At 61.1% G+C, this 26,404-nt stretch carries 22 protein-coding genes; 8 read left to right on the top strand and 14 right to left on the bottom strand.

The annotated features are described in order from the left end of the window. Positions 1–62: 62 nt before the first annotated feature. Positions 63–536 (bottom strand): GNAT family N-acetyltransferase, encoded by a 474-nt coding sequence (locus CCD76_RS15330; protein ID WP_087720327.1) that lies wholly within the window; start codon positions 534–536, stop codon positions 63–65. 162 nt (positions 537–698) lie between these two features. On the opposite strand from CCD76_RS15330, the gene CCD76_RS15325 reads away from it, so the two are divergent. After that, entirely contained in the window at positions 699–1,673 is a 975-nt protein-coding gene (locus CCD76_RS15325) for a threo-3-hydroxy-L-aspartate ammonia-lyase (protein WP_087720326.1), read from the top strand. Positions 1,674–1,833: 160 nt separating this feature from the next. On the opposite strand, the gene exaC is transcribed toward CCD76_RS15325, so the two are convergent. Further along, complete coding sequence (gene exaC, locus CCD76_RS15320) at positions 1,834–3,354, bottom strand: acetaldehyde dehydrogenase ExaC (protein WP_087720325.1); 1,521 nt, start codon at positions 3,352–3,354, stop codon at positions 1,834–1,836. A 194-nt stretch (positions 3,355–3,548) separates the two neighbouring features. Here exaC and CCD76_RS15315 point away from each other — a divergent pair, with 194 nt between their 5' ends. Continuing rightward, complete coding sequence (locus CCD76_RS15315; RefSeq protein ID WP_087720324.1) at positions 3,549–3,950, top strand: hypothetical protein; 402 nt, start codon at positions 3,549–3,551, stop codon at positions 3,948–3,950. Positions 3,951–4,183: 233 nt separating this feature from the next. Here CCD76_RS15315 and CCD76_RS15310 read toward each other — a convergent pair whose 3' ends face one another. The 6 genes from CCD76_RS15310 to glyQ form a co-directional block, all read right to left on the bottom strand. Beyond that, positions 4,184–6,259 (bottom strand): AsmA family protein, encoded by a 2,076-nt coding sequence (locus CCD76_RS15310; RefSeq protein WP_087720323.1) that lies wholly within the window; start codon positions 6,257–6,259, stop codon positions 4,184–4,186. Between the two features lie 154 nt (positions 6,260–6,413). Continuing rightward, positions 6,414–6,965 (bottom strand): D-glycero-beta-D-manno-heptose 1,7-bisphosphate 7-phosphatase, encoded by a 552-nt coding sequence (gene gmhB / locus CCD76_RS15305; RefSeq protein WP_087720322.1) that lies wholly within the window; start codon positions 6,963–6,965, stop codon positions 6,414–6,416. Between the two features lie 353 nt (positions 6,966–7,318). Continuing rightward, positions 7,319–8,137 (bottom strand): ammonia-dependent NAD(+) synthetase, encoded by an 819-nt coding sequence (gene nadE, locus CCD76_RS15300; protein WP_087720321.1) that lies wholly within the window; start codon positions 8,135–8,137, stop codon positions 7,319–7,321. Between the two features lie 72 nt (positions 8,138–8,209). Further along, positions 8,210–8,740 carry a CinA family protein gene (locus tag CCD76_RS15295; RefSeq protein ID WP_087720320.1) on the bottom strand — a complete coding sequence of 177 codons (531 nt, stop codon included), beginning with the start codon at positions 8,738–8,740 and terminating at the stop codon, positions 8,210–8,212. 315 nt (positions 8,741–9,055) lie between these two features. After that, entirely contained in the window at positions 9,056–11,122 is a 2,067-nt protein-coding gene (glyS, locus tag CCD76_RS15290; RefSeq protein WP_087720319.1) for a glycine--tRNA ligase subunit beta, read from the bottom strand. A gap of 2 nt (positions 11,123–11,124) precedes the next feature. Further along, complete coding sequence (gene glyQ / locus CCD76_RS15285; protein WP_071232499.1) at positions 11,125–12,087, bottom strand: glycine--tRNA ligase subunit alpha; 963 nt, start codon at positions 12,085–12,087, stop codon at positions 11,125–11,127. 163 nt (positions 12,088–12,250) lie between these two features. Here glyQ and rfaD point away from each other — a divergent pair, with 163 nt between their 5' ends. The 5 genes from rfaD to CCD76_RS15260 all read left to right on the top strand — a co-directional run bounded on the left by rfaD (position 12,251) and on the right by CCD76_RS15260 (position 17,463). Beyond that, positions 12,251–13,234, top strand: coding sequence for an ADP-glyceromanno-heptose 6-epimerase (gene rfaD / locus CCD76_RS15280; RefSeq protein WP_087720318.1), 984 nt, complete (start codon positions 12,251–12,253; stop codon positions 13,232–13,234). Next, on the top strand, positions 13,227–14,279 hold the full coding sequence (waaF, locus tag CCD76_RS15275) for a lipopolysaccharide heptosyltransferase II (protein WP_087720317.1): 1,053 nt from the start codon (positions 13,227–13,229) through the stop codon (positions 14,277–14,279). Before rfaD ends, waaF begins: the two co-directional genes overlap by 8 nt. Positions 14,280–14,312: 33 nt before the next feature. Beyond that, the gene (locus tag CCD76_RS15270; RefSeq protein WP_087720316.1) at positions 14,313–15,221 is read left to right on the top strand and encodes a hypothetical protein; all 909 of its coding nucleotides are present in this window, start codon (positions 14,313–14,315) and stop codon (positions 15,219–15,221) included. A 12-nt stretch (positions 15,222–15,233) separates the two neighbouring features. Then, entirely contained in the window at positions 15,234–16,379 is a 1,146-nt protein-coding gene (locus CCD76_RS15265) for a glycosyltransferase (protein WP_087720315.1), read from the top strand. A gap of 418 nt (positions 16,380–16,797) precedes the next feature. Then, positions 16,798–17,463, top strand: a complete 666-nt coding sequence (locus CCD76_RS15260; RefSeq protein WP_256961332.1) for a hypothetical protein — start codon at positions 16,798–16,800, stop codon at positions 17,461–17,463. Here the strand turns inward: CCD76_RS15260 and CCD76_RS15255 are convergent. The 6 genes from CCD76_RS15255 to CCD76_RS15230 form a co-directional block, all read right to left on the bottom strand. Then, entirely contained in the window at positions 17,456–19,018 is a 1,563-nt protein-coding gene (locus tag CCD76_RS15255; protein ID WP_087720313.1) for a sulfatase-like hydrolase/transferase, read from the bottom strand. The genes CCD76_RS15260 and CCD76_RS15255 overlap by 8 nt on opposite strands. Before the next feature lie 122 nt (positions 19,019–19,140). Next, entirely contained in the window at positions 19,141–20,238 is a 1,098-nt protein-coding gene (gene ddlA, locus CCD76_RS15250; protein WP_087720312.1) for a D-alanine--D-alanine ligase, read from the bottom strand. Between the two features lie 132 nt (positions 20,239–20,370). After that, on the bottom strand, positions 20,371–21,432 hold the full coding sequence (locus CCD76_RS15245) for a glycosyltransferase family 4 protein (protein WP_087720311.1): 1,062 nt from the start codon (positions 21,430–21,432) through the stop codon (positions 20,371–20,373). 4 nt (positions 21,433–21,436) lie between these two features. Further along, complete coding sequence (locus tag CCD76_RS15240; protein ID WP_071232427.1) at positions 21,437–22,240, bottom strand: glycosyltransferase family 2 protein; 804 nt, start codon at positions 22,238–22,240, stop codon at positions 21,437–21,439. Between the two features lie 126 nt (positions 22,241–22,366). After that, on the bottom strand, positions 22,367–24,208 hold the full coding sequence (locus tag CCD76_RS15235) for a DUF3413 domain-containing protein (protein ID WP_071232426.1): 1,842 nt from the start codon (positions 24,206–24,208) through the stop codon (positions 22,367–22,369). A gap of 6 nt (positions 24,209–24,214) precedes the next feature. Then, positions 24,215–24,952: a 3-deoxy-D-manno-octulosonic acid kinase gene (locus tag CCD76_RS15230; protein ID WP_071232425.1), complete on the bottom strand. Its 738-nt coding sequence runs from the start codon at positions 24,950–24,952 to the stop codon at positions 24,215–24,217. 168 nt (positions 24,953–25,120) lie between these two features. Between CCD76_RS15230 and CCD76_RS15225 the strand changes: the two genes are divergently transcribed. After that, the gene (locus CCD76_RS15225) at positions 25,121–26,266 is read left to right on the top strand and encodes a glycosyltransferase family 4 protein (RefSeq protein ID WP_256961331.1); all 1,146 of its coding nucleotides are present in this window, start codon (positions 25,121–25,123) and stop codon (positions 26,264–26,266) included. Positions 26,267–26,404: the final 138 nt, after the last annotated feature.

Below are 26,404 nucleotides of genomic sequence, written 5' to 3'. Positions count from 1 at the left end.
CCGACGCTGGCGACCAGCGTCGGTTTTTTCATGGCGGCATGCCGATAAGCGTAAGTGAGCGCTTACTTTTTCTGCTGACCAGCATCCCGCTGCATGGCGATATGCGGAATACCATCCTCCAGATAGACATCCCCCATCGGCGCGAATCCGTGGCGGCCATAGAAGTCTTGCAGATGGGCTTGCGCGGAAAGCGCTGCATCCCGGCCGGGCCAGAGCGATTCGATTCGCGCCAGTGCAGCACGCAGCAGGTCATGGCCGAGGCCGTTGCCGCGGTGGTCGGGATCGATGACCACGCGACCGATGGAAACGGGTTTATCTCTCTCCTCCGGCACCTTGAGCCGTAACGTCGCCGCGAGATGATCCTCCGTCATCACGCTCAGGTGGTGCGTCGAGGCCTGAAGGTCGTGGCCATCCAGCTCCTGATAAGGGCACTGCTGTTCCACCACGAATACGGCTACCCGCAACGACAGCAGCGCATAGAGTTCGCCGGGATCGAGCTCGGGGCCGGTCTGCCATGTCCACTCGTATGATGCCATCTGTCTCTTCCCTCGCCGCCGTTCAGCCATCATGATCGAAGCGCTTTATCTGGATACGGACATCTGAATATGGACGATACGTATCCAGGCATTCGGAACGGCATCTTACGCAGCGCCCCGAAAAATGTCAGTGGCGACGATCACTAGGAGAGCGATGACGACATGAGCAATCTGGCAATCGATTACGACGACGTGGTGGCGGCACACCGTCGGCTGGAGGGAATTGCGCATCGAACACCGGTGTTGCGCTCGACGACGGCGGACGATCTTACCGGCGCATCGCTTCACTTCAAGGCGGAGCACCTTCAACGTATCGGCGCGTTCAAGTTTCGGGGCGGTTACAACGCCATCAGCCAGTTCGATGCCGAACAGAAGGCTGCCGGCGTCATCGCGTTTTCCTCGGGCAATCATGCGCAGGCGATCGCGCTGTCGGCCAGGTTGCACGGCATTCGCGCCGTCATCGTGATGCCGGAAGACGCCCCGGCGATCAAGATCGCTGCCACGCGTGGTTATGGTGCCGAGGTGGTGCTCTACGATCGCTACACCCAGGATCGTGAAGCGCTGGGGCGCGAGATCGCCGAGGCTGAGGGTCTGACGCTGATTCCGCCATTCAACCATTCCCACGTGATGGCCGGGCAGGGCACTGCCGCCAAGGAGCTGTTCGATGATGTCGGCGAGCTCGATACGCTGCTCGTTCCCTTGGGGGGCGGCGGGCTACTCTCCGGTTGTGCCACGGTCGCCAGGGCGCGGTATCCGCGTTGCCGCGTGATCGGGGTCGAGCCGGAAGCCGGCAACGATGCGCAGAGAAGCCTGGCCAGCGGCGAGATCGTTTCCATCGTCACGCCACGTACCATCGCCGACGGCGCTCAGACCCAGGCCTTGGGCAGTCTGACGTTCCCGGTACTTCGAGATTGTGTCGACGACATCGTTACCGTGAGCGATGCCGAGCTCGTTCATGCCATGGGTTTCATGGCCGGGCGGATGAAGCAGTTCGTCGAGCCGACCGGTTGCCTGGCAGCGGCAGCGGCCCTGAGTGGTCGGGTAGCCGTCGAGGGGCAGCGGGTAGGGATCATCCTGTCCGGGGGGAACGTCGACTTGCACCGGTTCGCCGAGCTGATTCAGGGTGCGAAGGGATAGCCCACATGAAACACATCGCTGACGACGCGTGACTGACCATGTTGCTGACAGAGAAGCGGCGGACATGCCCTGATGCCAATATCCTCAGGACATGCCCGCCGCAATGATCGACGGGTAGCCGTCGGCCTCAGGCGCTCCGATGGGACGCCTGGTCAGGTGGTTAGAAGAAGCCCATGGGATTGATGTCGTAGCTGATCAGCAGGTTCTTGGTCTGCTGATAGTGCTCCAGCACCATCTTGTGGGTTTCGCGACCGACGCCGGATTTCTTGTAGCCCCCGAAGGCGGCATGGGCCGGATACTGGTGATAGCAATTGGTCCACACGCGGCCCGCCTGAATGCCGCGACCCATGCGGTAGGCGCGGTTGATGTCGCGGGTCCAGACGCCGGCGCCGAGGCCGAATTCCGTATCGTTGGCAATGGCCAGTGCCTCAGCTTCATCCTTGAACGTCGTGACCGACACCACCGGTCCGAAGATCTCCTCCTGGAACACCCGCATCTTGTTGTTGCCTTTCAGCAAGGTCGGCTGGATGTAATAGCCACGGGAGAGATCGTCACCAAGTGACTCCCGCTCGCCGCCGGCCAGGAACTCGGCGCCTTCGCCCCGTGCCACGTCCATGTAGGACATGATCTTGTCGAACTGCTCCTGCGAAGCCTGGGCGCCGACCTGGGTTTCGGTATCCAGCGGATGGCCGCGCTTGATCTTCTTGATCCGTTCGATGACACGCGACATGAACTCGTCGTAGATGCTTTCCTGGACCAGGGCGCGAGAAGGGCAGGTACAGACTTCGCCCTGATTGAGGAAGCCCATCACCAGGCCTTCGGCGCACTTGTCGATGAACGCGGGCTCTGCCGACATGACATCCTCGAAATAGATGTTCGGCGACTTGCCGCCCAGTTCCACTGTCGAGGGAATGATGTTCTCGGCGGCACACTTCATGATGTGTGAGCCGACGGGTGTCGATCCGGTGAAGGCAATCTTGGCGATGCGCTTGCTGGTGGCGAGTGCCTGCCCGGCCTCTTCACCGTAACCATTGACGATGTTGATCACGCCTTTGGGCAACAGGTCATGAATGACCTCGATGACCTTGAAGATCGAGACCGGGGTCTGCTCGGCCGGCTTGAGCACGACGCAGTTACCCGCAGCCAGTGCCGGCGCGAGCTTCCAGGTGGCCATCAGGATCGGAAAGTTCCAGGGGATGATCTGGCCGACGACGCCGAGCGGTTCGTGGAAGTGATAGGAGGCGGTGTTCTCGTCGATCTCGGCAGTGGTGCCTTCCTGGGCACGAATGCAACCGGCGAAGTAGCGGAAGTGGTCGATGGCTAACGGAATATCGGCGGCCAGTGTCTCGCGTACGGCCTTGCCGTTGTCCCAGGTTTCCGCGACGGCCAGCATTTCCAGGTTCTGCTCCAGACGGTCCGCGATCTTGAGCAGCAGGGCCGAGCGTTCCTGAACGGAGGTCTTGCCCCAGCCGGGGGCAGCCTTGTGAGCAGCGTCCAGCGCCAAGTCGATATCTTTCTGGCTGGAACGAGCGACCTCGCAGAAGACTTCGCCGGTGACCGGCGTGATGTTCTCGAAATACCGTCCCTCGGCGGGTGGTACCCACTCACCGCCAATGTAGTTGTCATAGCGCTTCTCGAACTGGGTGATGGCGTCCGAGGTATTCGGGTTGGCGTAACGCATGGTGAGGTTCTCCTGGTGAATCGGTGGCCGATTGCTGGATTTCTCTACCAATTTGCGCCCCTTGGTGCGCTCTCGCCATTACGCTTTAGGCGACCCCGGTAACCCGGTAGCACTTCGACCAATGATGAACAGTCAGGCAATGTCGCGGTGTTACTATGAACCGTGTGGTTCAGCGACCTAAGGAGGGTCTGACCATGTTGCAGACTCAAGACAAATCGGCTCAGGATCGCCCGCTGACTGACGACAGCGGCTGCTGCCAGATGAGTTCGATCAACCTGCTCGATGATAGCGTCTCCACGCAGAAGGAGGTTCAGGATCGCAACGTGCTTCAGCTGTATCTGCTGACGGTTCAGATGAGAGCCTTGATGGATGTGGCTTGTCACCAGGGCCATGCCTCGTTTCTCACGGAGCGTTTGCGTTACCACACAGAGCAATTGGAATCCCAGTTTTCCAATCTGGTGGATAAGCACAAGGGTGCATCCTATACGCGGCATTTCTATGCACAGCAGCAACAGCGCTTCGACACCGAGATCGAGAAGATCATCAGTGCACTGGAATCGCTGGGCGAGAAGTACAAGAACGACTCCTCCCGGTAAGCCTCTTTCTTTCGAAGCCCGGCGCTAGTATCACTCTATCGCGCCGGGCTCTATTCAATCTCAATGATCCCTCGCTTCCCGTTCGGAAGCTATTCGTTGATCAGGCTTGATCGCCAGGTCAGATATTGGCGCGCTGCGCTTTGAGGAAATGGATGCCTGGTTTCACGTGAAACAAGGTCGTAGACGTGTTCCACGTGAAACAAGCGCTTATCGAGAAAGCGTTCATTTACTGCTTACTGAGAAGAGGTGCCGGTTTTAATCTGACTCAGAAAATCATTACAGGGTGTCGTTTCGTCCGCGCTTGGCGAGACCAGCGCCAGCAGTGCCGCGGCGGGAGTCGCCACGGTTCCCAGGAACGCGCCCACAGCGCCTCGAGCCAGCAGTGATCCGGTGTCGACGCCCGGAGACGGGTTCTTGAGCGTACCTTTCACATAAAGTGGCGAGCGTAGCGTGAAGACACGTGCTCCCTTGCTTTCCGGTTCGATGGTGAAATCCAGCGCTTCGGTGGCGAAGTTGACGGTGCCGTCGATTTTGATCAGCGCATTTTCCGTATCGATCAGAAAGAAGCGGGTTTTGGCCAGTCCATCGGTGACTTCCAGATTGGTTGCCGCACAGTTGATATTGACCTGTTCATCTCCGAACAGTTTGCCGACCAGGTAGTTGCCGACATTGAGGCCTGCCAGTTCCATCAGGTTCTGACTGATAAGGCCATCATTGACCAGCATCTGCAGGTCACCATTGCTGGTGCCCAGAATGCTGGCAACGGAATTGCCGGTGCCACTCAGCGTGGCGCCCCCGTTGAGTTCTCCGCGGCTGTTCTGCATCAGCTCCACGTCGGGAAACAGACGGCTCAGCAAGAGATGGCGGATATGCATGTCCACGCGGCTCTGCATCGGCTCTTGGCTACCGTCGAGTCGTACCGTGGTATTGAGATTGCCTCCCGCGACGCCGAACCGAAGCGGGTCTAGCAGAATCTCCCCGTTCTCCAACGTGATATGTGTATAGAGATCCTCCAGAGGCAGCGAGTCGCCATGCTCGATGCGCTGCGCGGTGAATTTCACGTTCGCATCCATCGTCTTCCATTGCGCCGTATCGAACTCTTCGACCGGAAGCAGCTTGTCTTCCGGCTGCTGGCTGGCTTCTCCTCGGTCTGCCTTTTCCGCATTCGAGTCGGCACCGATCAGCGGGGCGAGATCGGCAAAGCGCAATTGCTGCGAAACGACCTCGCCCTCCAGCGATGGCCGTGGTTCGCCCATCTGGTAGGTAAGGTCGCCATGAATGTCGCTGTCTCCAATCTGTCCGTCGAAATTGCGATAGCGAAAGGAGAGCGCTTCTTGGGTATCGAGATTGGCTGTCAGATGGCCTTGGGTAGAGTAGGGCGGTGTGTCAGGCAGAGTCACGCCAATGATGTCGTAGAGATCGCCCAGGTTCTGGCCGGCAAATTGCAGATCCATATCGATTTTCTTGGGCGCTAACGGGTCGATCAAGGTGCCGTTGACGGACACCCGGGTTGCGCCCGCTTCTACTGTAGCTTGAAGGGGGTAGGGTGCATCGCGAAGGCGCAAGGCATCCAGTCCGCCGAGCCGGCCTTCTCCGTCGAAAGCCTGATTCTGATATTCACCTTCGGCCTTCCAGCCAAATACGTAATCGGCGACGTCTCGATCCCCGACGGCTTGCCGAGCGGCACTGCCTTTCTCCGCAACGTCATTGAAGGCGATGGGCTCGCCGAGGAGTCGGACCGTGGCATCGGCGGTTGCCGTCAGTACGGCGTCATCGTAGTGAACGTTCACCGGATCGAAAGCGATATCTCCGACATCGACTGTCCAGCCGCTGTCGCTGTTCGAGGGTTCGGCTGCCGTATCCTGCTCACCGTTTCCGAGCGCAAATGTCCAGTTGTTCTTGCCGTTTTCAAGACGGACCAGAGAAGCCTCGGCACCCGAGAATTGGATATGGGGAATGGAGACCGTCTTGTCCATGAGCGGGAGCAGGGAGAATTCGATATCCAACGAGGCGAGGCTGAGCAGATCTTCGTCGGTGACGGCTTCCGGACTACCGACATGGATATCCTCGGCGTGGATATGAGGCCATGGAATCCAGCTGCGCCAACCGGATTCATCTTCCGGGGACGCCCAGGACAGCTCGAGGTCGCCTTCGATAGCGAAGGGCCTGTGAATGGCTGCCGAGACGCGCTCGTTGATCGTGGGCTTGAGCCGGTTCCAGTCGAATGTCATGACGACGACGATTAGCGCCACGAGTGACAACAAGACGATCGCTACTACGGCTAGCGCAATCTTCTTCCCCAATGTCATGGCCCTGTTTCCATCCTTGAAGTGTCTCTCCAAGGATAGTCGAGGCTGAGCATGACGTTGGGATCAGTTGCGGGAACTCGGGAAAAACCGATGTTTCACATGAAACATTCGCCAGGCTGGAGAGGCGCCGTTGTGGAGAAGCGGCGTTGTTGGCTTACGAGCTCTGATTCAGCAGACGGCTGGTGAAATCTGCCAGATCGTTACAGATCCAGGTGTCGGCAAGCGTGTCGTCCAGCTCGTGCCGAGAGCGTTGCCCTTTGCCGGTAAGCACCAGTGCCGTCTGGCAACCGCTGGTAATGCCTGCCTGAATGTCACGCAGGCTATCGCCGACCATCCAGCAACCCTCCAGCGTCTGCAGATGCAATCGACCCTTTATCCGTTCCAGCAGGCCGGTACGCGGCTTGCGGCAAGCGCAGTCGTCGGATGGGAGGTGGGGGCAGTACTCGATCGCTGCGATCCTCCCGCCGGCTTGTTCGACCAGTGAGCGTAATCGATCGTGAATTTGCTCGAGCGTCCAGATGTCGTAGTAGCCTCTTCCAATGCCGGACTGGTTCGTGGCAATGGCGACTGTCCAGCCATCCTGGTGCAGCCGCGCGATCGCTTCAATGGCGCTGGGATAGGGGTGCCACTCCGACAGTGATTTGATATAGGCATCAGAGTCTCGATTGATGACGCCATCGCGATCGAGTATGACGAGCTTGACCATGTGAAACCGTGCTCTGACAAAAGAGAAACCGATTATCGGATGTCATGCTGCGGGACGCAAAAGCCTCGTGTTTCACGTGAAACATCCCGTGCATGCAGTGGAGACCAGGCTTGCAAAGTTTGGCTCGGAAGGAGAGTGCAAAGTTTGGCTCGGAAGGAGNTTGGCTCGGAAGGAGAGTGCAAAGGTTGGCTCGGAAGGAGAGTGCAAAGGTTGGCTCGGAAGGAGAGTGCAAAGGTTGGCTCGGAAGGCGAGTGCAAAGGAGCTAGACCGAGAGGACAATTGGCAGCCAAAGCCGATATCACTATCCCGGCGGCCTCCCTGGAATGGAGCCGCCGGGAAGTAGCCGAACGCGCCTATGGCGCGACGGGGAGCTCCCGCTTGTGTGCGGTGCGGTCGAAGGTGCGGATAATTAGATCTGCTGCGTCGCGGTCGACTTCCTTTCCCTCGAGAAAGTCATCGATCGTATCGTAGCTCACGCCTAACGCTTCTTCGTCGGTGCGTCCTGGTGAGAGCGACTCGAGATCGGCAGTAGGGATCTTGTTGACCAATGCTTCAGGACCATCAAGCTCGCTCAGAAGCGCTCTGACCCGGCGCTTGGTGAGTCCTGCCAGTGGGGTGATGTCACAAGCGCCGTCCCCATGTTTGGTGAAGAAGCCCATGACGGCTTCGGCGCCATGATCTGTTCCCACGACCAGGCCGTTGTGCGTTCCTGCTACGGCGTATTGCGCCATCATCCGCGCTCGCGCCTTGATATTGCCATGCACGAAGTCGCGTTGGTACTCATCCTGAAAAGCGAGCTTCCCCGTTTCAAGGCTCGCAAGCAAGCCATCGGCACAGGGCTTGATATCGACATCGAGCTGTTGATCGGCGCGAATGTAGTCGATCGCGGCCTGGGCGTCGTCCTCGTCATGCTGATCGCCATAAGGCAGGCGCATCGCATAGAAGGTTGCCTCCCCGCCACGGTCGCGAAGGCGCTCGGCGGCAAGCTGACATAGCCGCCCAGCGGTGGTCGAATCGACGCCACCGCTGATACCCAGCACCAATGCTCGAGTACCGGTTTTCTCCAGGTAGCGCACCATGAAATCGATACGGCGTTCGACTTCTCGGCGTGCATCGAATGTCGGCTCGATGCCCAGCGATTCGATGATCTGTTGTTGGGTCGTTGCAGTCATTGTCTGCTCCTGGGAGTGATGATGAGTGGCGCCATGCAATAGCTTGGCAGTCAGGGCGTCATGGTGCCAATGTCACTGGCTACCGATAGCCGTTTCGGCACCTTGGCTTTCAGCATGGTAGTGCGTCAGTCGCTCCAGTGAATAGCGCGCGGCGGCGAGTCTAACGTCGTTGCGACCACCGTCGAAGCGGCGTGTTTCGCAGTAGACGCTGTCGCCTTCACCCGTGCGGAAGGCCCAGGCAAAGCAAACCGTACCCACGGGCGTGCCGTCCTCCGCCGGCTCTGGCCCTGCGATACCGGTATTGGCGATCGCCACGTTCGCCTGCGTGTAGTCGAGTGCGCCAATCGCCATCTCGCGAGAGAGTGTTTCGCTGGTCATCGAGTGCTTTTCGAAAATCTCGTCATCGATCTTGAGATAACGCTGTTTGGCCTGCGGCGAGTAGACCACAAGGCCGCAGTCCACCAGACTGCCGGACCCCGGAACACTGGCGAATTCCGACAGGATCAGACCGGCAGTACAGGACTCGGCAGTGGTCAGCACGAGCCCTTTCTCCTGCATGTAATCGATCAGCGAGCTGATCATGGCATCGTTCTGGTCGGCCATGGCGTCCTCCTGGAATCTGGATCTGGGTTCACGGAATCCTGACGATACGCCAATGGCGCGCCGCTGTTATTAACGGAGATCAGTGTCCTCGCGGGCATCGAGAACGATTACTCATCGAGAACTTTTACATAGCATCGGGTGGGCGTGATGCGATAGCAGCTCTTCGCGATGTTTCACGTGAAACGCCATTCGGCCATGAGCATGAGCTGCAGGATGGAAGCGGGGAGAAAAAGAACAACCGAGGGGAGAGGGAGAGAATAAAGAACGCCCGGCGCTTGGCCGGGCGAATGTTTCACGTGAAACGCAAGATTGGCGCTACGATTGCAGCTCGGCGATGTCCGCGACCTCCAGGAAGAGCGCCTGCAGGCCAGCCAATAACGCCAGACGATTGGCGCGGACAGCGTCATCCTCGACGGCGACCATCACTTCATCGAAGAAATGGTCCACCGGTGCCCGTAGCGTGGCCAGGATATCGAGAGCCTGCGCGTATTCGGCTTCTCGGAACAGCGGTTCGACCTGGTTGCGGCAGTCGCTGACGGCGTTGGCCAAGGCGATCTCCGCTTCTTCGGCGAGAAGGTCGCCGTTCACCTCGGTGCGACCGTCGTGCTGCTGCTTGGCAAGGATGTTCGATACGCGCTTGTTGGCCGCGGCCAGGGCCGCAGCTTCCTCGCGCTGACCGAAACGGTGTACGGCACGCAGGCGGCGGGCGAAATCCAGCGGACGCGTTACCGGGCGGGCACGTACCGCCAGGTAGACATCGACGGGTAACGCTTCGTCCTGTGCCCAGGCGCGGAAGCGATCGAGCATGTAAGTCAGGACATCGTCGACCAGGCCTTCCGCCTTGGGCAGATCCCGGTGCTGGGAGGCCGCCAGTTCCAGCAGCTCGCGCAGATCGAGATCCAGCTCGCCCTTGATCAGGATATTGAGCACGCCGATGGTGGCCCGGCGCAGGGCGAACGGATCCTTGGCGCCCGTGGGGCGCTGGCCGATGCCGAAGATGCCGGTCAGCGTGTCCAGACGATCCGCCAGCGCGATCGCCAGCCCGGTGGATGTCCTGGGAATCTCGTCGCCGGCGAAGCGGGGCAGATACTGCTCATGGATGGCTTCGGCCACGGCTTCCGGCTCACCGTCGTGGCGCGCGTAGTAAGTGCCCATGATCCCCTGCAGTTCGGGGAATTCGAGCACCATCTCGGTGACCAGGTCGCACTTTGCCAGCTGTGCCGCGCGCGCGGCTGCCTGGGAATCCCCGTCGATCTTGCCGGCAATGAAGCGGGCGACGACTTCGGTACGAGCGGCCTTGTCGGCAAGCGAACCGAGCTCGTGCTGGAAGACGACATTAGCCAGCGACTCGCGGCGACTCTCTAGCGTCCGCTTGCGATCGGTCTCGAAGAAGAAGGCTGCATCGGCCAGGCGCGGACGAATGACCTTTTCGTTGCCGTAGATGACCTGCTGCGGGTCTTCGCTATCGATGTTGGCCAGCGTGATGAACTGCGGCTTGAGCTTGCCGTCGGCATCGAGCAGGTGGAAGTATTTCTGGTTGGCCTTCATCGAGGAGATCAGGCACTCCGCCGGTACTTCGAGGAAGCGCTCGTCGAAGCTGCCGGTCAGCGCTACCGGCCACTCGACCAGTCCGTTGACTTCTTCCAGCAGGTCTTCGTCGATGACCGCCTGGGCGTCGTGCACTTCCGCCTCGGCCAAAACCTGTTCGCGGATACGTTCGCGACGGTGCTCGAGATCTACCAGCACGTAGGCATTTTCGAGCGCGGTTTCGTAGTCTTCCGCATGGGCGAGCTCGATCGGAGTGGGAGCGTGAAAACGGTGGCCCCGGGTCGTTCGGCCGGATTCCAGATCCAGCACGCTGGCCGGGACGACCTGGTCGCCATAGAGCAGGACCAGCCAGTGCACCGGACGGGAGAATTCCGTGCGTGAAGCGCCCCAGCGCATGTTCTTGGGAACCGGCAGGGCGTGGACAGCGGTATTGACGATGGCCGGCAGCAGCGCCTCGACGGTATCTCCCTGCTGCTGTTCACGATAGCCGAGCCAGGTTCCCTTGTCGGTTTCCAGGTGGATCAGTTCATCGACCGTCACGCCGCAGGAGCGGGCGAAGCCTTCGGCTGCCTTGGTGGGCTGACCATCCTTGAAGGCTGCCGCCAGCGCCGGGCCACGCTTCTCGACCTCACGATCCGGCTGCTTGCCGGCGAGGGCTTCGATACGGACGGCGAGGCGGCGCGGGGAGGCAAGCGCATACGCCTCGCCATGGGGAACTTCGGCATCGTCGAGGCCCTTGACGATGCCGTCGCGCAGAGCAAAGGCGAGTTTGGCGAGTGCGCCCGGCGGCAGCTCTTCGACGCCCAGTTCGATCAGTAGGGTGTTGACTGCCATGCTCATGCGTCTCCCTGAGTGGTTTCTGACGATTCCTGCAGCAGCTCGCGGCGCAGGGCTTCCGGCGCCATCGGGAAGCCTGCAGCCTCCCGTGACGCGTAGTAGGCGTGGGCAACCTCGCGGGCCAGCGTACGCACTCTCAAGATGTAGCGCTGACGCTCGGTAACCGAGATGGCGTGGCGCGCATCCAGCAGGTTGAAGGTGTGCGAGGCCTTGAGTACCTGCTCATAGGCCGGCAGCGGCAGGTTGGCCTCGAGCAGCTTGTTGCACTCGGTCTCGCAATGGTCGAACGCCTCGAACAGATAGGGAACATCGGCATGTTCGAAGTTGTAGGCCGACTGTTCGCGCTCGTTCTGCAGGTAGACGTCGCCGTAAGTGACGCGGGTCCCGTCGGGAGCGATCGTCCATACCAGGTCGTAGACGCTGTCGACGTCCTGCAGATACATGGCGATACGTTCGAGACCGTAGGTCAGCTCGCCGGTCACCGGGAAACACTCGATCCCGCCGGCCTGCTGGAAGTAGGTAAACTGGGTGACTTCCATGCCGTTGAGCCAGACTTCCCAGCCGAGTCCCCAGGCGCCGAGCGTGGGCGATTCCCAGTTGTCCTCGACGAAGCGGATATCATGGACTCGCGGGTCGATACCCAGACGTTCCAGCGAACCGAGGTAGAGATCCTGCAGATCCTTCGGCGAGGGCTTCATCACCACCTGGAACTGATAGTAGTGCTGCAGGCGGTTGGGGTTTTCCCCATAGCGGCCATCGGTGGGTCGGCGCGACGGCTGGACATAGGCTGCGTTCCAGCTCTCCGGGCCGATCGAGCGCAGGAAGGTGGCCGGATGAAAGGTGCCGGCACCCACTTCCATGTCGAGTGGCTGCAGCACGACACAGCCCTTTTCCGCCCAGTATTGCTGAAGGGCCAGTATCAGCCCCTGAAAGGTTTTCGCATCTGCCGTCGAGTCTGTCATTGACTGCGCACCGTTGCCCATGAATTCGTGAGCCGCCAAGTATACAATTAGCGCTCAATCGGTTATAGGCACCGCCGCCAATCGGCGTCGAGCGGGTTCGCGACGGTTTTCGCAGCGGCGGCGGCTGCATTCGACGACCGAGTCGAGACAAGAGGAAAGCGACATGATCGTAGTCACCGGCGGGGCCGGCTTCATCGGGGCCAATCTGGTCAAGGCACTCAACGCGCGCGGCCACCAGGACGTCATGGTGGTCGACGATCTCAGCGACGGCACCAAGTTCGTCAATCTGGCGGACTGCACGCTGGGCGATTATCTCGACAAGGACGATTTCCTGGCGAGAGTGAAGGCCGAACTGTGTGGTGAGATACGAGGCGAGATCGGCGGTCTGCCGCCGATCGAGGCGATCTTCCACGAAGGAGCCTGTTCGGATACCACCGAATGGGACGGCCGCTTCATGCTGGAGAACAACTTCGAGTACTCCAAGGTGCTGCTCGAGTATTGCCAGGCCAAGCGCATTCCGTTTCTCTACGCCTCTTCCGCCGCCACCTACGGGGGCAGCGAAGTGTTCGTCGAGGACCCGGCTCACGAGAAACCGCTCAATGTCTACGGCTACTCCAAGCTGCTGTTCGACCAGTACGTCCGCGCGCGCTGGGACGATTTCGACTCGCAGGTCGTGGGCTTTCGCTACTTCAATGTCTATGGCCCGCGCGAGCAGCACAAGGGCAAGATGGCCAGTGTCGCCTACCACCACCACACGCAGGTCCAGCGCGGGGAGAATCCCAAGCTGTTCGGCGCCTGGGACGGCTTTGATGCCGGAATGCAGAGCCGCGACTTCGTCTATGTGGGCGACGTGGTCGACGTCAACCTGTGGTTCCTGGATAACCCCGAGATTTCCGGCATCTTCAATCTGGGCACCGGACGCGCCGAGCCGTTCAAGGCGATCGCCGAAACCGCCATCGATTTCTATTCGCGCAACCAGGGGGTCAAGAGCGAGATCGAGTACATCGATTTTCCCGACGAACTCAAGGGGCGCTACCAGAGCTATACCCGTGCCGATATCGGCCGGTTGCGCGACGCCGGCTATACCGCCGAGTTCAAGACGGTGCGCGAGGGCGTTTCCGCCTATCTGGAATGGCTGAATGGCTGATACCGCGGCGGTCAATGCCAAAGCCGGGCCGCGTCTTCTCGTCGTCGGCCCCTCCTGGGTCGGCGACATGGTCATGGCGCAGAGCCTGTTCATCACGCTCAAGCAACGCCACCCGGACGCGACGATTGGTGTGCTGGCCCCGGGCTGGTCGCTGCCGATCCTCGAGCGCATGCCGGAAGTCGATGAAGCCATTGCGCTGGACGTGAAACATGGCGAGTTCGGCTGGAAGACCCGGCGTGAGATCGCACGCTCCCTGAAGGGACGTTTCGATCATGCCATCGTGCTGCCGCGTTCGCTGAAGTCGGCGCTGGTGCCGTTTCTGGCCGGCATCCCGCGCCGGACGGGGTTCACCGGCGAACAGCGCTACCTGCTGCTCAACGACCGCCGCAAACTCGACAAGGCGGTCCTGAATCAGACCGTCAAGCGCTTCGTCGCACTGGGTCTCGATGCCGAGGAAGCCGTACGCGGCAACTTCGCTATTCCCCATCCGCGACTCAGCGTCGACTCTCGGCATCAGGATGAACTGCGGGAGTCGCTCGGGCTGGGAGAGCGTCCCGCCATCGGCATGATGCCGGGGGCCGAATACGGGCCGGCCAAACAGTGGCCGCTCGAACATTTCCGCGAACTCGCCGAATCCCTGATCGGCAAGGGATATTCGGTCTGGGTCATGGGCGGGCCGAAGGACGCCGACGCCGGTGCGGTCATTACCGAGCGTCTCGAACACGCTCACAATCTGTGCGGCAAGACCCGACTGGCGGACGCCGTCGACCTGCTCGCCGCCTGTAAGCAAGTGGTCACTAACGACTCCGGGCTGATGCACGTGGCTGCAGCCGTCGGCACGCGTATCCAGGCGCTCTACGGCTCGTCGTCGCCGATCTATACACCACCGTTGACCGACAACGCCTATATTCATTATCTAGGTCTTTCCTGCTCACCCTGTTTCGAGCGCACTTGCCCGCTGGGTCACCGCAACTGTCTTAAGCAGATGGTGCCCGATAGAATCGAACAAGCGATTCAGGGATCACCGATAGACAGCTGCCGGTGAGGCCGGCCATTGCCATAATCATCGAGAGCGACCATGGTGCTACTGACTGCCAAACGAAAGCGCAAGTTGCTCTCGGCGCTTCGTTTCCTGCACTACCGCATGAAGAACGTATGGTCCTCCCGGCAGGTCCCTTCGAGTGGCGAGCGACTCATCATCTCGCTGACCACCCATCCGCCCCGTATACGCCAGGTCTTCGCCACGCTGGAATCTCTCTGCGAGCAGGATATCGAAGCATTCGATGTCCATCTCTATCTTTCGCGGCGCGACAAGGAAGCCGTCGGTGACCTGCCAAGGTCACTTCAGCGCTTGACGCGACGTGGTGTGAAGATCGTCGTGACTGACATCGACTTGCGTTCCTACGACAAGTTGGTGCATGCGCTGGAAGCATATCCGCAAGCGACGATCATCACTGCCGACGATGACATGCTGTATCCCTCGGATTGGGCAAGGCGCCTGGTGGATGGCGCAAATCGGTTTCCCGGCTGTATCGTCTGCCACCGTGGCCATATGCTCTGTGAGAGCTCGCCGGGCTCGGGTGAAATTTCCTATAAAGAGGTCAGGACCCGTCAGGATCCGGGCGCCATGCAACCCAACTTCGCACTGATGCCGACTGGTAGTGGTGGGGTGCTGTATCCGCCAGGAGTACTGGACCCTATGGTTTTCGACGTCGAAGCCTTTCAGGCCCTGGCACCCAATGCCGATGATATCTGGTTCAAGATGGCTTCTCTCAAGGCGGGAACGCGCTGCGTGCGGGTCAATTCACGCAATGTCGACTTCCTGTCCACGCCAGCATCCGGGGAGTCGGCCTTGCATGAAGACAACGTCAAACGCGGTGGAAACGACAGGCAGTTTGCCAATTGCCTTGCTCGCTACCCGGAGCTCAAGTCGCTGATCTTCGAGTCTCGCGACGATCTATCGGGTGATGACCCGCTACATACATAGAACGGTGAATACATGTCCCAACGAGTCCTGCTGGTCGTCCGCAAACTGAGTATCGGCGGCATCGAGCGTGTCACCGTCAACCTGGCCAACGTGCTGGCGAGAGAGGGTCACGACGTCCATGTGCTGGTGCTCAAAGGCGGCTACGAACTGGCGCCGGACCCTGCGGTGACGGTTCACCGGGTGGATTTCGACAAGGCCTTTCGCAAGACGGGGCTGGGACTCGTGTACGACCTGTTCACGCGGGCATTGTTGAAACCGCTTCTGCCGGGTTCGGGATTCCTGTGGCGGGGCTGGTATGGCGGTTCCTACCTCGAGCGCTTCGTGGTCAGGCTCGAAAGGGAACATGGCCCGATCGACCGTGTCATCATGCGTGGACAAGGCGCTTTCGAGACGGTCTGGTCCTGGCGGGACCCGCGTCTATGGCAGGTAACCGTTTCCTGGCCTGGCGATTATGGCAGCCGGCTCAAGGGGATATATCTGCGCAAGCTATACGAGGGCAAGCAGGTAATCTGCAATACGCCCAACGTACGCGAGCAGCTCGAGCGTCAGCTAGGACACTATGATATCCGGCCCAAACGCTGGGCCACCATCATGAACCCCTGCGACATCGAGGCCATCCGCCGCCAGGCCGATGAGCCTGTCGAGTTGCCCGCCAGGCCCTTTATCGTCCATGTCTCTCGACTGTCCGACGTCAAACGTCAGGAGTGGCTGATTCGTGCCTATCTGAAGGCCGATATCGAGGAAGATCTGGTCATTGTCGGCGACGGCCCCAAGCGTGAAAGTCTCGAAAAACTGGTCGGCGAGCTCGGCGCTCGCGAGCGCATCCATTTCGTCGGTAGTCGACCCAATCCTTACCCCTGGATGAAACACGCTCGACTTTTCGTGTTGAGCTCGCGCAGTGAAGCGTTCGGTATCGTGCTGGCAGAGAGCATGATCTGCGGCACGCCATGTGTCGCCGTGGATTGCCCGGGTGGCGTGCGCAACGTGTTGATCCATGATCAGGCCCGATTGATCGCGGAAAATTCTATAGAAGGACTGGCCGTGAAGATTCGTGAAGGGATGATGAATCCGCCATCGATCGAGGCGGATCCCGAGCTGATTGAGCGTTTCCGTGATACCCGCATCATGCAGCAATTCCTCGACTTGCCAACGACCTAGGCGGAGCCATGTCGACACGAAGAGCCGGATACGGGATCATTACAGCTAATTGCATAGCATGCTTATGAGAGTGGTATGCTATACAGCAGAAGAACAGCGTTTGATAATTCCGCTTTTTCTGTACTCGAACGTGTAGGCTTTCATGGTGCGCGCTTCACAAAACCACTCGCCTTCTCCTCCGCGCCTGCCCGTCGAGGATGTAGCGTTTCGCGATTTGCTCGACCCCCGCATGAAGTGGGGGATCCGGCGTGCACGTCTGCAGGCGAGTTTGAAAGCGGCTTTTCAGCGCAGCGTTGGCGAGACAGTGGAAGAGTCTCTGTTTCGGCGCTGGGCCACCGGAAAGGCAGGCTGTCGGTGGGCTGAGCGCCGCGGCCTGCCACGGCGATCGATCGAAGCGAGATTGGGGCAGGCGTTAATCGTGCACGTCGATCCCCGTGCGCTGATTCGCGACTTCAATGCCAAGGGAATCGGTGGCAAGCGCCCATCGTCTTCCGCCTTCATCTGGGACGGTGAATGGGATCAGAGCCGCGGCGACCTGCGTCGCGGCTCTCGCTATCGCTTCATCAGCGATCTCGACGAGCACAGGGACGATCTCAGCCAGACCGAGCGCTTCCGCCAGTACCGTTCGCGGCTCGAGTCGGGGTATCCCTGGTCTTCCTATCAACAGGGCATTCTGCTCGATACGGAAGAAAAGATAATGGCCTACCTGCGGACCTATCTGGGCTTTCTCGACGATATGGCGGCTCACGGATTCAATGCCGAGCTGGGGAAAGACGATCTGGGTGTCGCGGTCACCCGTGACGGCCGGCTGCTCAAGATCAATCGCGGCCTGCACCGTTTGGCGATGGCTCAACGCCTGGGCCTGGCATCCGTCCCCGTGGTCGTTCGTGCCGTCCACCGCGACTGGTGGGAGCGCGTGGTCGAAGGGGAGCGAGGGGAGACGGCACTGGCTCGAGTCGCCGAGGCGTTGCAGCACACCACCCCCGAAACCCGGCCGGGCGAACGGGATCCTGGCGAGGACCTGGGGCCCATCGAGTGGCCGGCGCCGCGCCACCCGGACCCATGTGCGGACGGCCTCAGTTGACGCCGTTCCAGAGCCGCTCCTGCAGAAGATTCTCGCTGCGCATGCGCTGGTTCATTTCTTCCAGCGAATAACGTTCCACCAGCGTCGGGATCGACGAGAACAGCGATACCCCGAGCCCGGCCCGATGGTCAGGGATGGTGTAGTTCATCGCTTCCAGTAGCGTCGGCAGCACGTCCACCATGCTGGCTGGCCGCTCGATGACGCGGGGGCGCAGGCCGTTGCCCAGCATCATCAGGGTGTTTTCTCGCTCCTTGGCAATCAGATCCTCCCAGGCGGAGTTCTTCATCGAGAGGTGATCGCTGGCCACCACGACCAGCGTATTGTCCAGCAGCCCTTCGGATCGAAGCCGCTCGATGAAATTCCTGACCAGCCAGCCGGTACATTTGATCGAGTAGAGAATATCGGTCCCGTCGAAGGGGCCCTGATTGTCGATACAGGATTGCGACGGATTGCCGAACGGTGGGTGTCCGGCCAGCGTCAGACCGAAGAAGGCGTAGGGCTTGTCGCTGTCGTGCAGGTGCCGGATACGCTTCTCGGCCAGGCCGAGCAGCGTGTCGTCATAGAGCCCCCAGTCGTTGAGGTAACCGGCGGGGGCCTTGTCTTCCAGTTCGTCGCGACCCAGAGCCGTATCGAAGCCGTGGCCCTGATAGAACTTCGCCTTGCCGGCAAATTTCGTGCTGGCGCCGCCCATGTAGGTCAGGTCGTAACCCCGCGCATGGAGCAGGTCGCCGAGACAATTGACGCCGGGAAGCACGTCCGACAACGGCTCGAACTGGTTGTCGTGCATCAGTCCCGCCGGCATCAGCGGCACTCCGCATTGGCTGGCGACCATGCCGGCCATCGTCCAGCCCGTGTTGTCGAGCTGCTTGACGCCGTGAAAAACCACGCCTTCCTTGCCCAGCTGCGCCAGATCCTCGTAAGCGTTACCGAAGCGTTGGGTATCGCTGTAGGTACGCTCGGTACTCTCCATGTAGATATAGATCAGGTTTGGCGGCTGGCGTGGCGCGGCGACGATTTCCGGTGGCCGGTAGCGGTCGTTGAGCCAGGACTCGTCGTCGTCGATCGCCGAAGCGCCACGGAGCGACAACCCGAACAGCAATGGGTTGAATGCGAGCAGAAACAGACTCAACACCCGCTCCCACAAGCGCCAGCGGTGGTCGGCCCGCACCAGCCAGGTCACCGCCATCAGCATCACGATGGCCGCCATCGTGTAGATAACGCCGGCGATCTGGCGGTCGGTACTGCCGTTCTCCTCGATGCCGGCCTGCAGGTGAAAGATCACCGCGCCCAGGTCGAGTTGTCCGAAACTGTCGTCGAGATAGATATAGACCCACCACAGCATCAAGGGCAGCAGCGACCATGGCCACGCCTTGCGCTGCGTGGCGCGCTGAGAGACATGACCCCAGTGGAAGTGGTAGCCGATGGCGAGCCAGCCCAGCGTGATGGCGACGGGCGTCCACCATGGCAGTACCCAGACCACCATGATGGCGTAACCGATGCAGAGGCCGATGTAAGTAAGCGCACACCAGCGCCGAGTGTTACGAGAGATGGTCATGACGCGCTTCGATCCGTGAACGTCGTGTTCTACCGGCGCCGGGTCCGGGCACCGCATGAGGAGTCGTTATGACTCTATCATGACGAATCCAAGACAAGCAGGCTAGCGACGAGTTCCCGGTGCTATCGTGAACGTCGCAATGCCAGGTCGTCGGCATGGCGTTCCATGGCGAGCTCGATCAGGCGTGTCACCAGCGCCGGATAGGTCATGCCGCTCGCCTGCCACAGCTTGGGATACATGCTGATGCGGGTGAAGCCCGGCAAGGTATTGATCTCGTTGACGACGATCTTGCCTTCCGGCGTGAGGAAGACATCGACCCGAGCCAGGCCGGCACACTCCAGTACCTGGAACGTGCGCACCGCGAGCTCGCGGATCGCCTCGCTGGCATCAGGATCGATATTGGCCGGAACGGCGATCCTGGCTGCGTCGTCGTCGATATACTTGGTGTCGTAGGAGTAGAAGCCGCCCTCGACCACGATCTCGCCGCAGACGCTCGCTTTGGGGGCGTCGTTGCCCAGCACCGCGCACTCGATTTCGCGCCCGACTACGGCGGATTCGACCAGCACTTTGTGATCGAATGCCAGCGCCAGTGAAAGCGCCTGCTGGAACTCGGCTGCGTTCTCCACCCGGCTGACGCCGACCGACGACCCCTGGTTGGCCGGCTTGACGAACAGCGGCGTCCCCAGTTCCTCGCGCAGCGCGTCGAAATCGGCGCTGGCGGCCGTGCGGCGGGTCAGGGTGACGAAAGGCGCCACCGGAATGCCGGCATCGCGCAGCAGGCGCTTGGTGACGTCCTTGTCCATCCCGGCAGCCGAGCCGAGCACGCCGGAACCGACGAAGGGCAGATTGGCCATGCGCAGCAGCCCCTGCAGCGAACCATCCTCGCCCAGCGTGCCGTGAACGATGGGGAAGACCACGTCCAACTGGTTCAATGCCCCTTGAGACGCCTCGGTGGCGATCAGCTGCCGGTACTCGCGGCCGGGCACCAGGGCGATATCGCCGACGGACGGGTTGAGCGCAATGCGTCGAGGGTCGTCGGCGTTGAGCAGGAAGTCGGCCGCATCGTTGATATGCCACTGGCCTTGCTTGTCGATGCCGATGACCGTGACCTCGAAACGCTCGCGATCCAGCGCATCGACGATGTTCCTGGCCGATTGCAACGACACTTCATGCTCCGCCGATTTGCCGCCGCAGATGACGCCAACCCGAATCTTGCTCATAGTTCTGCTCCACTTCGCTAACGATCTCGACGCCGCTCGGCTGCGGCCTGTCGGGCGTCATGATGCCACGTTCCCGCTGTGTAAGTATTGTCTGGGCGAGTCGGTTACCGCCTGCCTCGCCCAGCCGGCGAATCAGCAGTCAGCGAGGCGGCGATAGAGGGCGAGATAGGCCACTGCCATGGCCTCGGGCGTGAACGACTCGAGGCGTGCCCTGGCGGCGGCGGACAGTCTCTCGCAGCGTGCGGGATCTTCCAGCAGCGCTGTGAGCGCCGTTGCCAGCGCGTCCGCATCACCGGGGGGCACCAGCAAACCGCTGACGTCGTTCTCGATCAGATCCGGAATGCCGTCGACATCGCTCGCCACGATCGGCACGCCGTGATCCATGGCATCGAGCAGCGTCGAACCGAGCCCTTCGTTGCGTGAAGGAAACGCGAACAGCGTCATGATCTCGAGATAGTCGCCGACGTTCGGCTGGAAGCCTTCCCAGATCACGTTATCCAGATCCGCACTCTCGGCCTTCAGCGCTTCGCCATCGGCGCCATCGCCGAGCAGCAGGAAGCAGGCGTCCGGATGCGTCTCGCGCAACTGCCGCGCCGCCTCAAGCAGTACCCGCTGCCCCTTGTGGCGATCCACCAAAGCGCCGATATGGCCGATCACCCGGCGTCCGGCGAAGCGCTCGCGCAGCTTCGTGACCTCGGTCGGATCGCTCGGCTGGCCGGAAAGCACGCTGGGAATACGGACGACCGGGCACCAGTCCCGCTCGCGCAGATGGGTTTCGATCACCGAGGAGATCGCCACGGCGGTCGCCGCGCCGCGATAGGTCCAGCGGTTGAAGCGCTTGTCCTTGACCGGCTGCGGGACACGACGGGTCAGGATATATGGCGTGCCGCGCAGGCGACGTTCGATCCACGCCCAGTGCACCGCCTTGGCCTCGTGGGCGTGGGTCAGGCTCGCGCGCGGGCGTTGGGCATGGCCGGCAAGCGCATGATCGGCGTCGATCAATTCGATATCCATGCCGGCCAGCGCTGTACGCATTGGCGAGTCGCGCCGGCAGACCAGGCTCTGTTCGATGCTGCCCTGTTTATTATCGTCGATTCGAGCCAGTGCCTCGATCAGCAGCAGCGTCTGGCGCTCGCCGCCACGGAAGCCCCGGGCGAGATTGACGTGACGGATATGCAGCGGTTCGCGTGGCATCGGCTCACCAGATCCGGTCGAAGTCTTCGGCGTCGCGAACCTTCGCGTCGCGTTGGAATTCGAGCAGCTTGGCGTATTTCAGGTAGGCGTTGACCGCCGCCGACAGCGCGACGGAGACGCCATCGAGCCCGCCGAGGAAACCGCGCTGGAAAACGTATTTGCGCACGAAGGCATTGGCGCCATGCAAAAACGGTGAGAAGGCGTTGGCCCGCTTGCCCTTGAGATACATGATCTTGGCGGCACGATTGGAGAAGCGGCCGCTGGCCTTGCCGAACAGTTCGCCCAGATTGGCGAACGAATAGTGTTCCAGATCGGCGTCCAGGCGTCGCGGATGCGTCGCCTGGACGGAAGCGTGCTGACGGCTGTCGGAAAATTCGGTGCGATCGCGATCGAAGAGCCGAATGCAGTAGTCCGGATACCAGCCGCAATGGCGGATCCAGCGGCTGCCGATGAAATTGCGGCGACGCAGCGCATAGGCGTCGTGGCTGCCGGCTCCGTTCGCCTGGACATCCAGATCGAGCGCCTGGATGGCCGCCACGGCGTCGTCGGTGAGCCGCTCGTCCGCATCCAGCGACAGCACCCAGCGGTGGCTGGCGGCACGCGGGCCAACGTTCTTCTGCGGGCCATCGCCCAGATAGGGCTGGTGAATCACGCTGGCGCCGAACGCCTCGGCCCGGGCCACGGTGTCGTCGCGGGAGCCGGAGTCGACGACGATCAGTTCATCGCACACCCGCTTCAGCGAGGCCAGGCAGGCCTCGATGTTGTCGGCTTCGTTGAGCGTAATCACTACGCCGGTGATGGCGGCCATGAGCGGTCCTGTATCGTCGATGGATAGGCCTATCGAAAACGACAGCGGGCATCGCGACCCGCCTTCGTCGCGACGCCCGGTGATCGGGCTCCGAATAGCGCCTCGGGCATTGTAGCGCTGACAGGGCTATCGATAGAACTGACGGAACCACTGCATGGCTTCGAACACCGCCGGGGAGAATTCGGCGTCCTCGATCGGCTTGAGCTGTCGATCGACGATATCCCACTGCCCGGTGCCGTCGACCACGGTAATGCGATCCGGCTCGATGATGCCGTAATCGATGTAGCTGCTGGACTGAACCCAGGGGTGATCGATCCCGGGGGCGAGAAGATCCTTGCCCATGGCGTAGTCGGAGAGCGGGTTGGTGCAGCCCAGGGCATGTCGCATCAGCATCGGCGCGACGTCGAGATGACTGGTCATGCCCTCGACGCGGCCGGGCTCGACGCCGGGGCCGTTGACGATCATCGGCACGAGGACCTGCGGCGAGGCGAAGTTGCTGTTGTGGCCCCAGTAGTTTCTGCCGAAATCGTTGAACGACTGACCGTGGTCGGCAGTGACGACCAGCATCGTGTCGTCCCACTCGCCCTTGGCCTTGAGATCGGCGATCACCCGGCCGAGCAGTTCGTCGTCGTAGTGGACCGAGTTGCGATGACGATTGAAGTAGGGCGTTGGATCGGTATCGGGACCGAGGTCGAGGTAATCCATGCCGTTGGTCGAAGGTTGATACGGCTGGTCGGCGCCCTCTGGCACGTCGTAGCCATGGGGCGCGTCGTAGAACAGCATGCCGAACCAGGGAGCGTCGTCCTTCTGTTCCTGCTGATCGAGCCAGTCCAGCCAGTCCTCGGTCATCTTCTGGTCCCGGCCCGCCGGCGACTCCCCCGGCGTACTAAGTCGCAACGGATCGACCGAAGAGAAGATCGTGCGATCGAAGCCGACACCATCGAGGCTGGCCGACGAGAAGATGCCCAGCGCATAACCCTGCTTTTGCAACTGGGTGATCAGCAGCGGCGGCGTCTGGGTGTCGTCCAGATAGGCGTAGTAGTTGCCGGTGAGGCCGTAGAACAGGCTCATGGTGCCGTTACGGGTGGCATTGCCGCCACTGTAGTGGTCGAGGTAGCGCCGACCGCTGTCGTTCAGTGCGGCATAGAGATTCGGCGTGTTCTCGGGGCCATACTCATCGGCGCGCCAGGAGTCGATCAGCACCACCAGGACGTTGGGCGGATCCTCGGCCTGGCAACTGAGCGGGTTCTTGGGCCAGTCGAGATTCTGTGCCTGCTTGGTGTCGATGTCGGCACGTTCGGCGCGAGCCGCGCGGGGATCCAGCCAGCCGTGCTTCTCCATGAAGCCTTTGGCGGTGGCCGGGAACAGCAGCGGATAGATGCCGACCTGCTGGGTCACGCTGCGCTGATAGCGGGCGTCGGCGACGATATGCAGTGCATGGCTGGCGATCAGCGTCACCAGGATCGTGCCGCAGGCGAGCCCTGCCGGCAGCCGCTGGCCGCGCCTGCCCACGATCAGACGATGGGCAAGCCAGCCTTCGAGTGCCAAGGCGACAGCCACGCAACCTACGACCACCAGCCAGGTGGAGGTGGCGAAACTGAAGATCTCGCCGTTCTTGTCGTTCAGGAACAGCGACACCATGAAGGCGTTCACATGAAAGCGATACTGGGCATAGACCACCGTATCCAGCAGCAGCGCGCTCAGACCCAGCGCACCAAGCAGCGTGGCCGGCAGCCATAGCCAGCGCGCCTTTGTCACGACGGCCAGCACGGCAAGCGGCAGCCAGCCAAGCAGCACCAGCATGCCGAAGTGGCCGATCCAGGTCAGGATCAGATAGGCGATTCCCATGGGGTCATGGGGAATCGCGAGATAGGGCACGTAACGCAGGGCGATCAGCCAGACGAGCGGTAGTTGAAACAGGGCAAAAAGCAGGGTGCTGCGCCAACGGCGCCTCAGCGTGTCTTGCATGCAGGGTCAAACCTTATCGTGATCCGCCGGAACGCTCCGATAACCATCGACGAGGGCGGTGAAAAATGGTTCCGCGTTGGCGGGTGAGAAACGCAGGAGAGAGCGCTTGAGCCGTAACAGATTGCGCTGGCGCCAGGCGCCTTCCGAGCGCAATCGACAGCGGTCGAAATCTATCAGCCAAACCTTATCGTCGGCTGAAACGAGCAAATTGCGCGCATTGAGATCGACGTGGTCGAGACCGGCATCGTGAAACCGCCGAATGGTGGCGCCGACATCGGCGAGCAACCGCGGCGAGGCACTTGCCAGGCGCTCTGCCAATGCCTGGCTCTTTGTCAGGCGCTCGGTGATCAGCGCGGCGCGATAGGTGATACCGCGGCGTACCACGATGGCTGCCACCGGCGCCGGTACCGGCAGCCCCTGTTCGAACAGGGCGCGTGTCAGGCGCATTTCACGGAAGCCGCGGGTGCGCTCGAGTCCCGTCCAGAGATAGTTGGCCTGGCTGACCTTGGCCGCCATGCCGCCACGGCGATAAGGCCGCAGCACCCACTGATGGTCGTCCACCGCGAGAAACTGGCTGGCGCCGCGTCCCGGCGCCGAGCCGACCACCAGGCCGCGTTCGGCCCAGGCATCCGGGTCGAGCCACGCTTCACCGAACGCAGGTAGAATCGGCAGGTCAGGCTGAGCGAGACGCGCAGGATCGTATAAGATATGCGCGTCTCGATGATGATAGGTCGATAACGACATGACCGATCCTTGACGTTGGGCCTGGTGCGTTTGAATCGTAGCGGGCCGGCGAAAAGAGACAGAATAGACGGCAACGAGCCGCCGGGGCGCATTGTAACCGGGCAACCCCGTCACCGCATGTCGGCGTTTCACCGCCCGGGACCCATCGAACATCGCAAGGAAGCCGTCGTGACTGAAGATTCGCAAGCGCCGTTAGCCGTGATCGCCATTCGTCAGGTGGAAAAGAGTACCGGCGCCAGTCGCAACGCTTTTGAACAGTCCATCGCACTGAAAGCGCTGGGCTATCGCGTGGCGATTCTGGCCGAGCGCGGCCGGCGCGAGCTGGCGGAAGCGGCCGGCGCCGAGCTGGTTCGGCTGAAGCGCTGGCCGTTCAAAGGGCCTTTTCGGCGCTTCTGGTTCAATCGCCGGGTGCAGGCTTGGTGTCGGCGTCATCGACCAGCCATGCTGGTCAGCCATGGCGATGTCGAGACGCCCGATGTCGTCTACATGCACAACTGCGTCCATCTCGCCAGCCAGCGCATTCACGGGCGCGATCTGCCACCGGGCCATGAAGTTGCCGCGATTCACGATCACGTGCTGAAAGGCGGCAAGTTCCGCCGTTTGGCGGTCAATTCGCGCATGATGGCTAATGATTTCCGTGATCGCTATGGCATCGACGAGTCGCGAATCGAAATCAGCTACCCCGGCTACGACCCCGAGATATTCAATCTCGAGCGGGCCACGGCAGGACGCCCGGTGCGGCGACGCGAACTGGGTATCGATGACGACACCCGGCTGATCGGCCTGATCACCTCCGGCAACTTCACCAAACGCAACGTGGCGGGATTCGTCGAGATGGCGGCCGGACTGGATCAGCGCTTGCCCGGCCGGTGCCGCTTTCTGGTCGTGGGCAAGGACGACTTTTCACCCTATCAACGCCAGGCTGAACAAGCCGGCATCGCCGAACGCTTCATCTGGCGCACTACGGTCAGTGACGTCGAGACGCTCTACGGGGCGCTCGACATATTCGTTCTGCCGGCCCATATCGAAGAGTTCGGACGCGTCTCGCTCGAGGCCATGGCCTGTGGCACGCCGGTATTGCTTTCTTCGACCACTGGCGCCGCCGAGTTGCTCGAGGCTGACCACGCCGACCTGATTCTGGAAAGTCGGGATACCAAAGCCTGGGTCGATCGTCTCGAGCGGATGCTGGAGGAGCCAAGTCTCGACTCTCTGGGTACGAACCTTTCCCACCTGGTGATTGATTACTCTTATCGTCAGCAAACGGAAAAGCTGAGAAGTTCTTTCCTGTTTTTATTCAAAGATGTCTCTAGATGACTTCGCTATTACGAATTTTTGGAAGTGGCTGTTTTAAATAGATATGTGAAAGTGTTGAAAGAGAGGCTTTGTTGATATGTGGTTGGATCTTTATTGGCGAAAAAAAGCTAGGTGTAGGGTTCCGGATGATCAAATGAG

Origin of the sequence: Salinicola salarius (genome assembly GCF_002179555.1) — a bacterium.
GTDB lineage: Bacteria > Pseudomonadota > Gammaproteobacteria > Pseudomonadales > Halomonadaceae > Salinicola > Salinicola salarius_A.
This window is presented reverse-complemented; position numbering and strand designations above follow the sequence as displayed.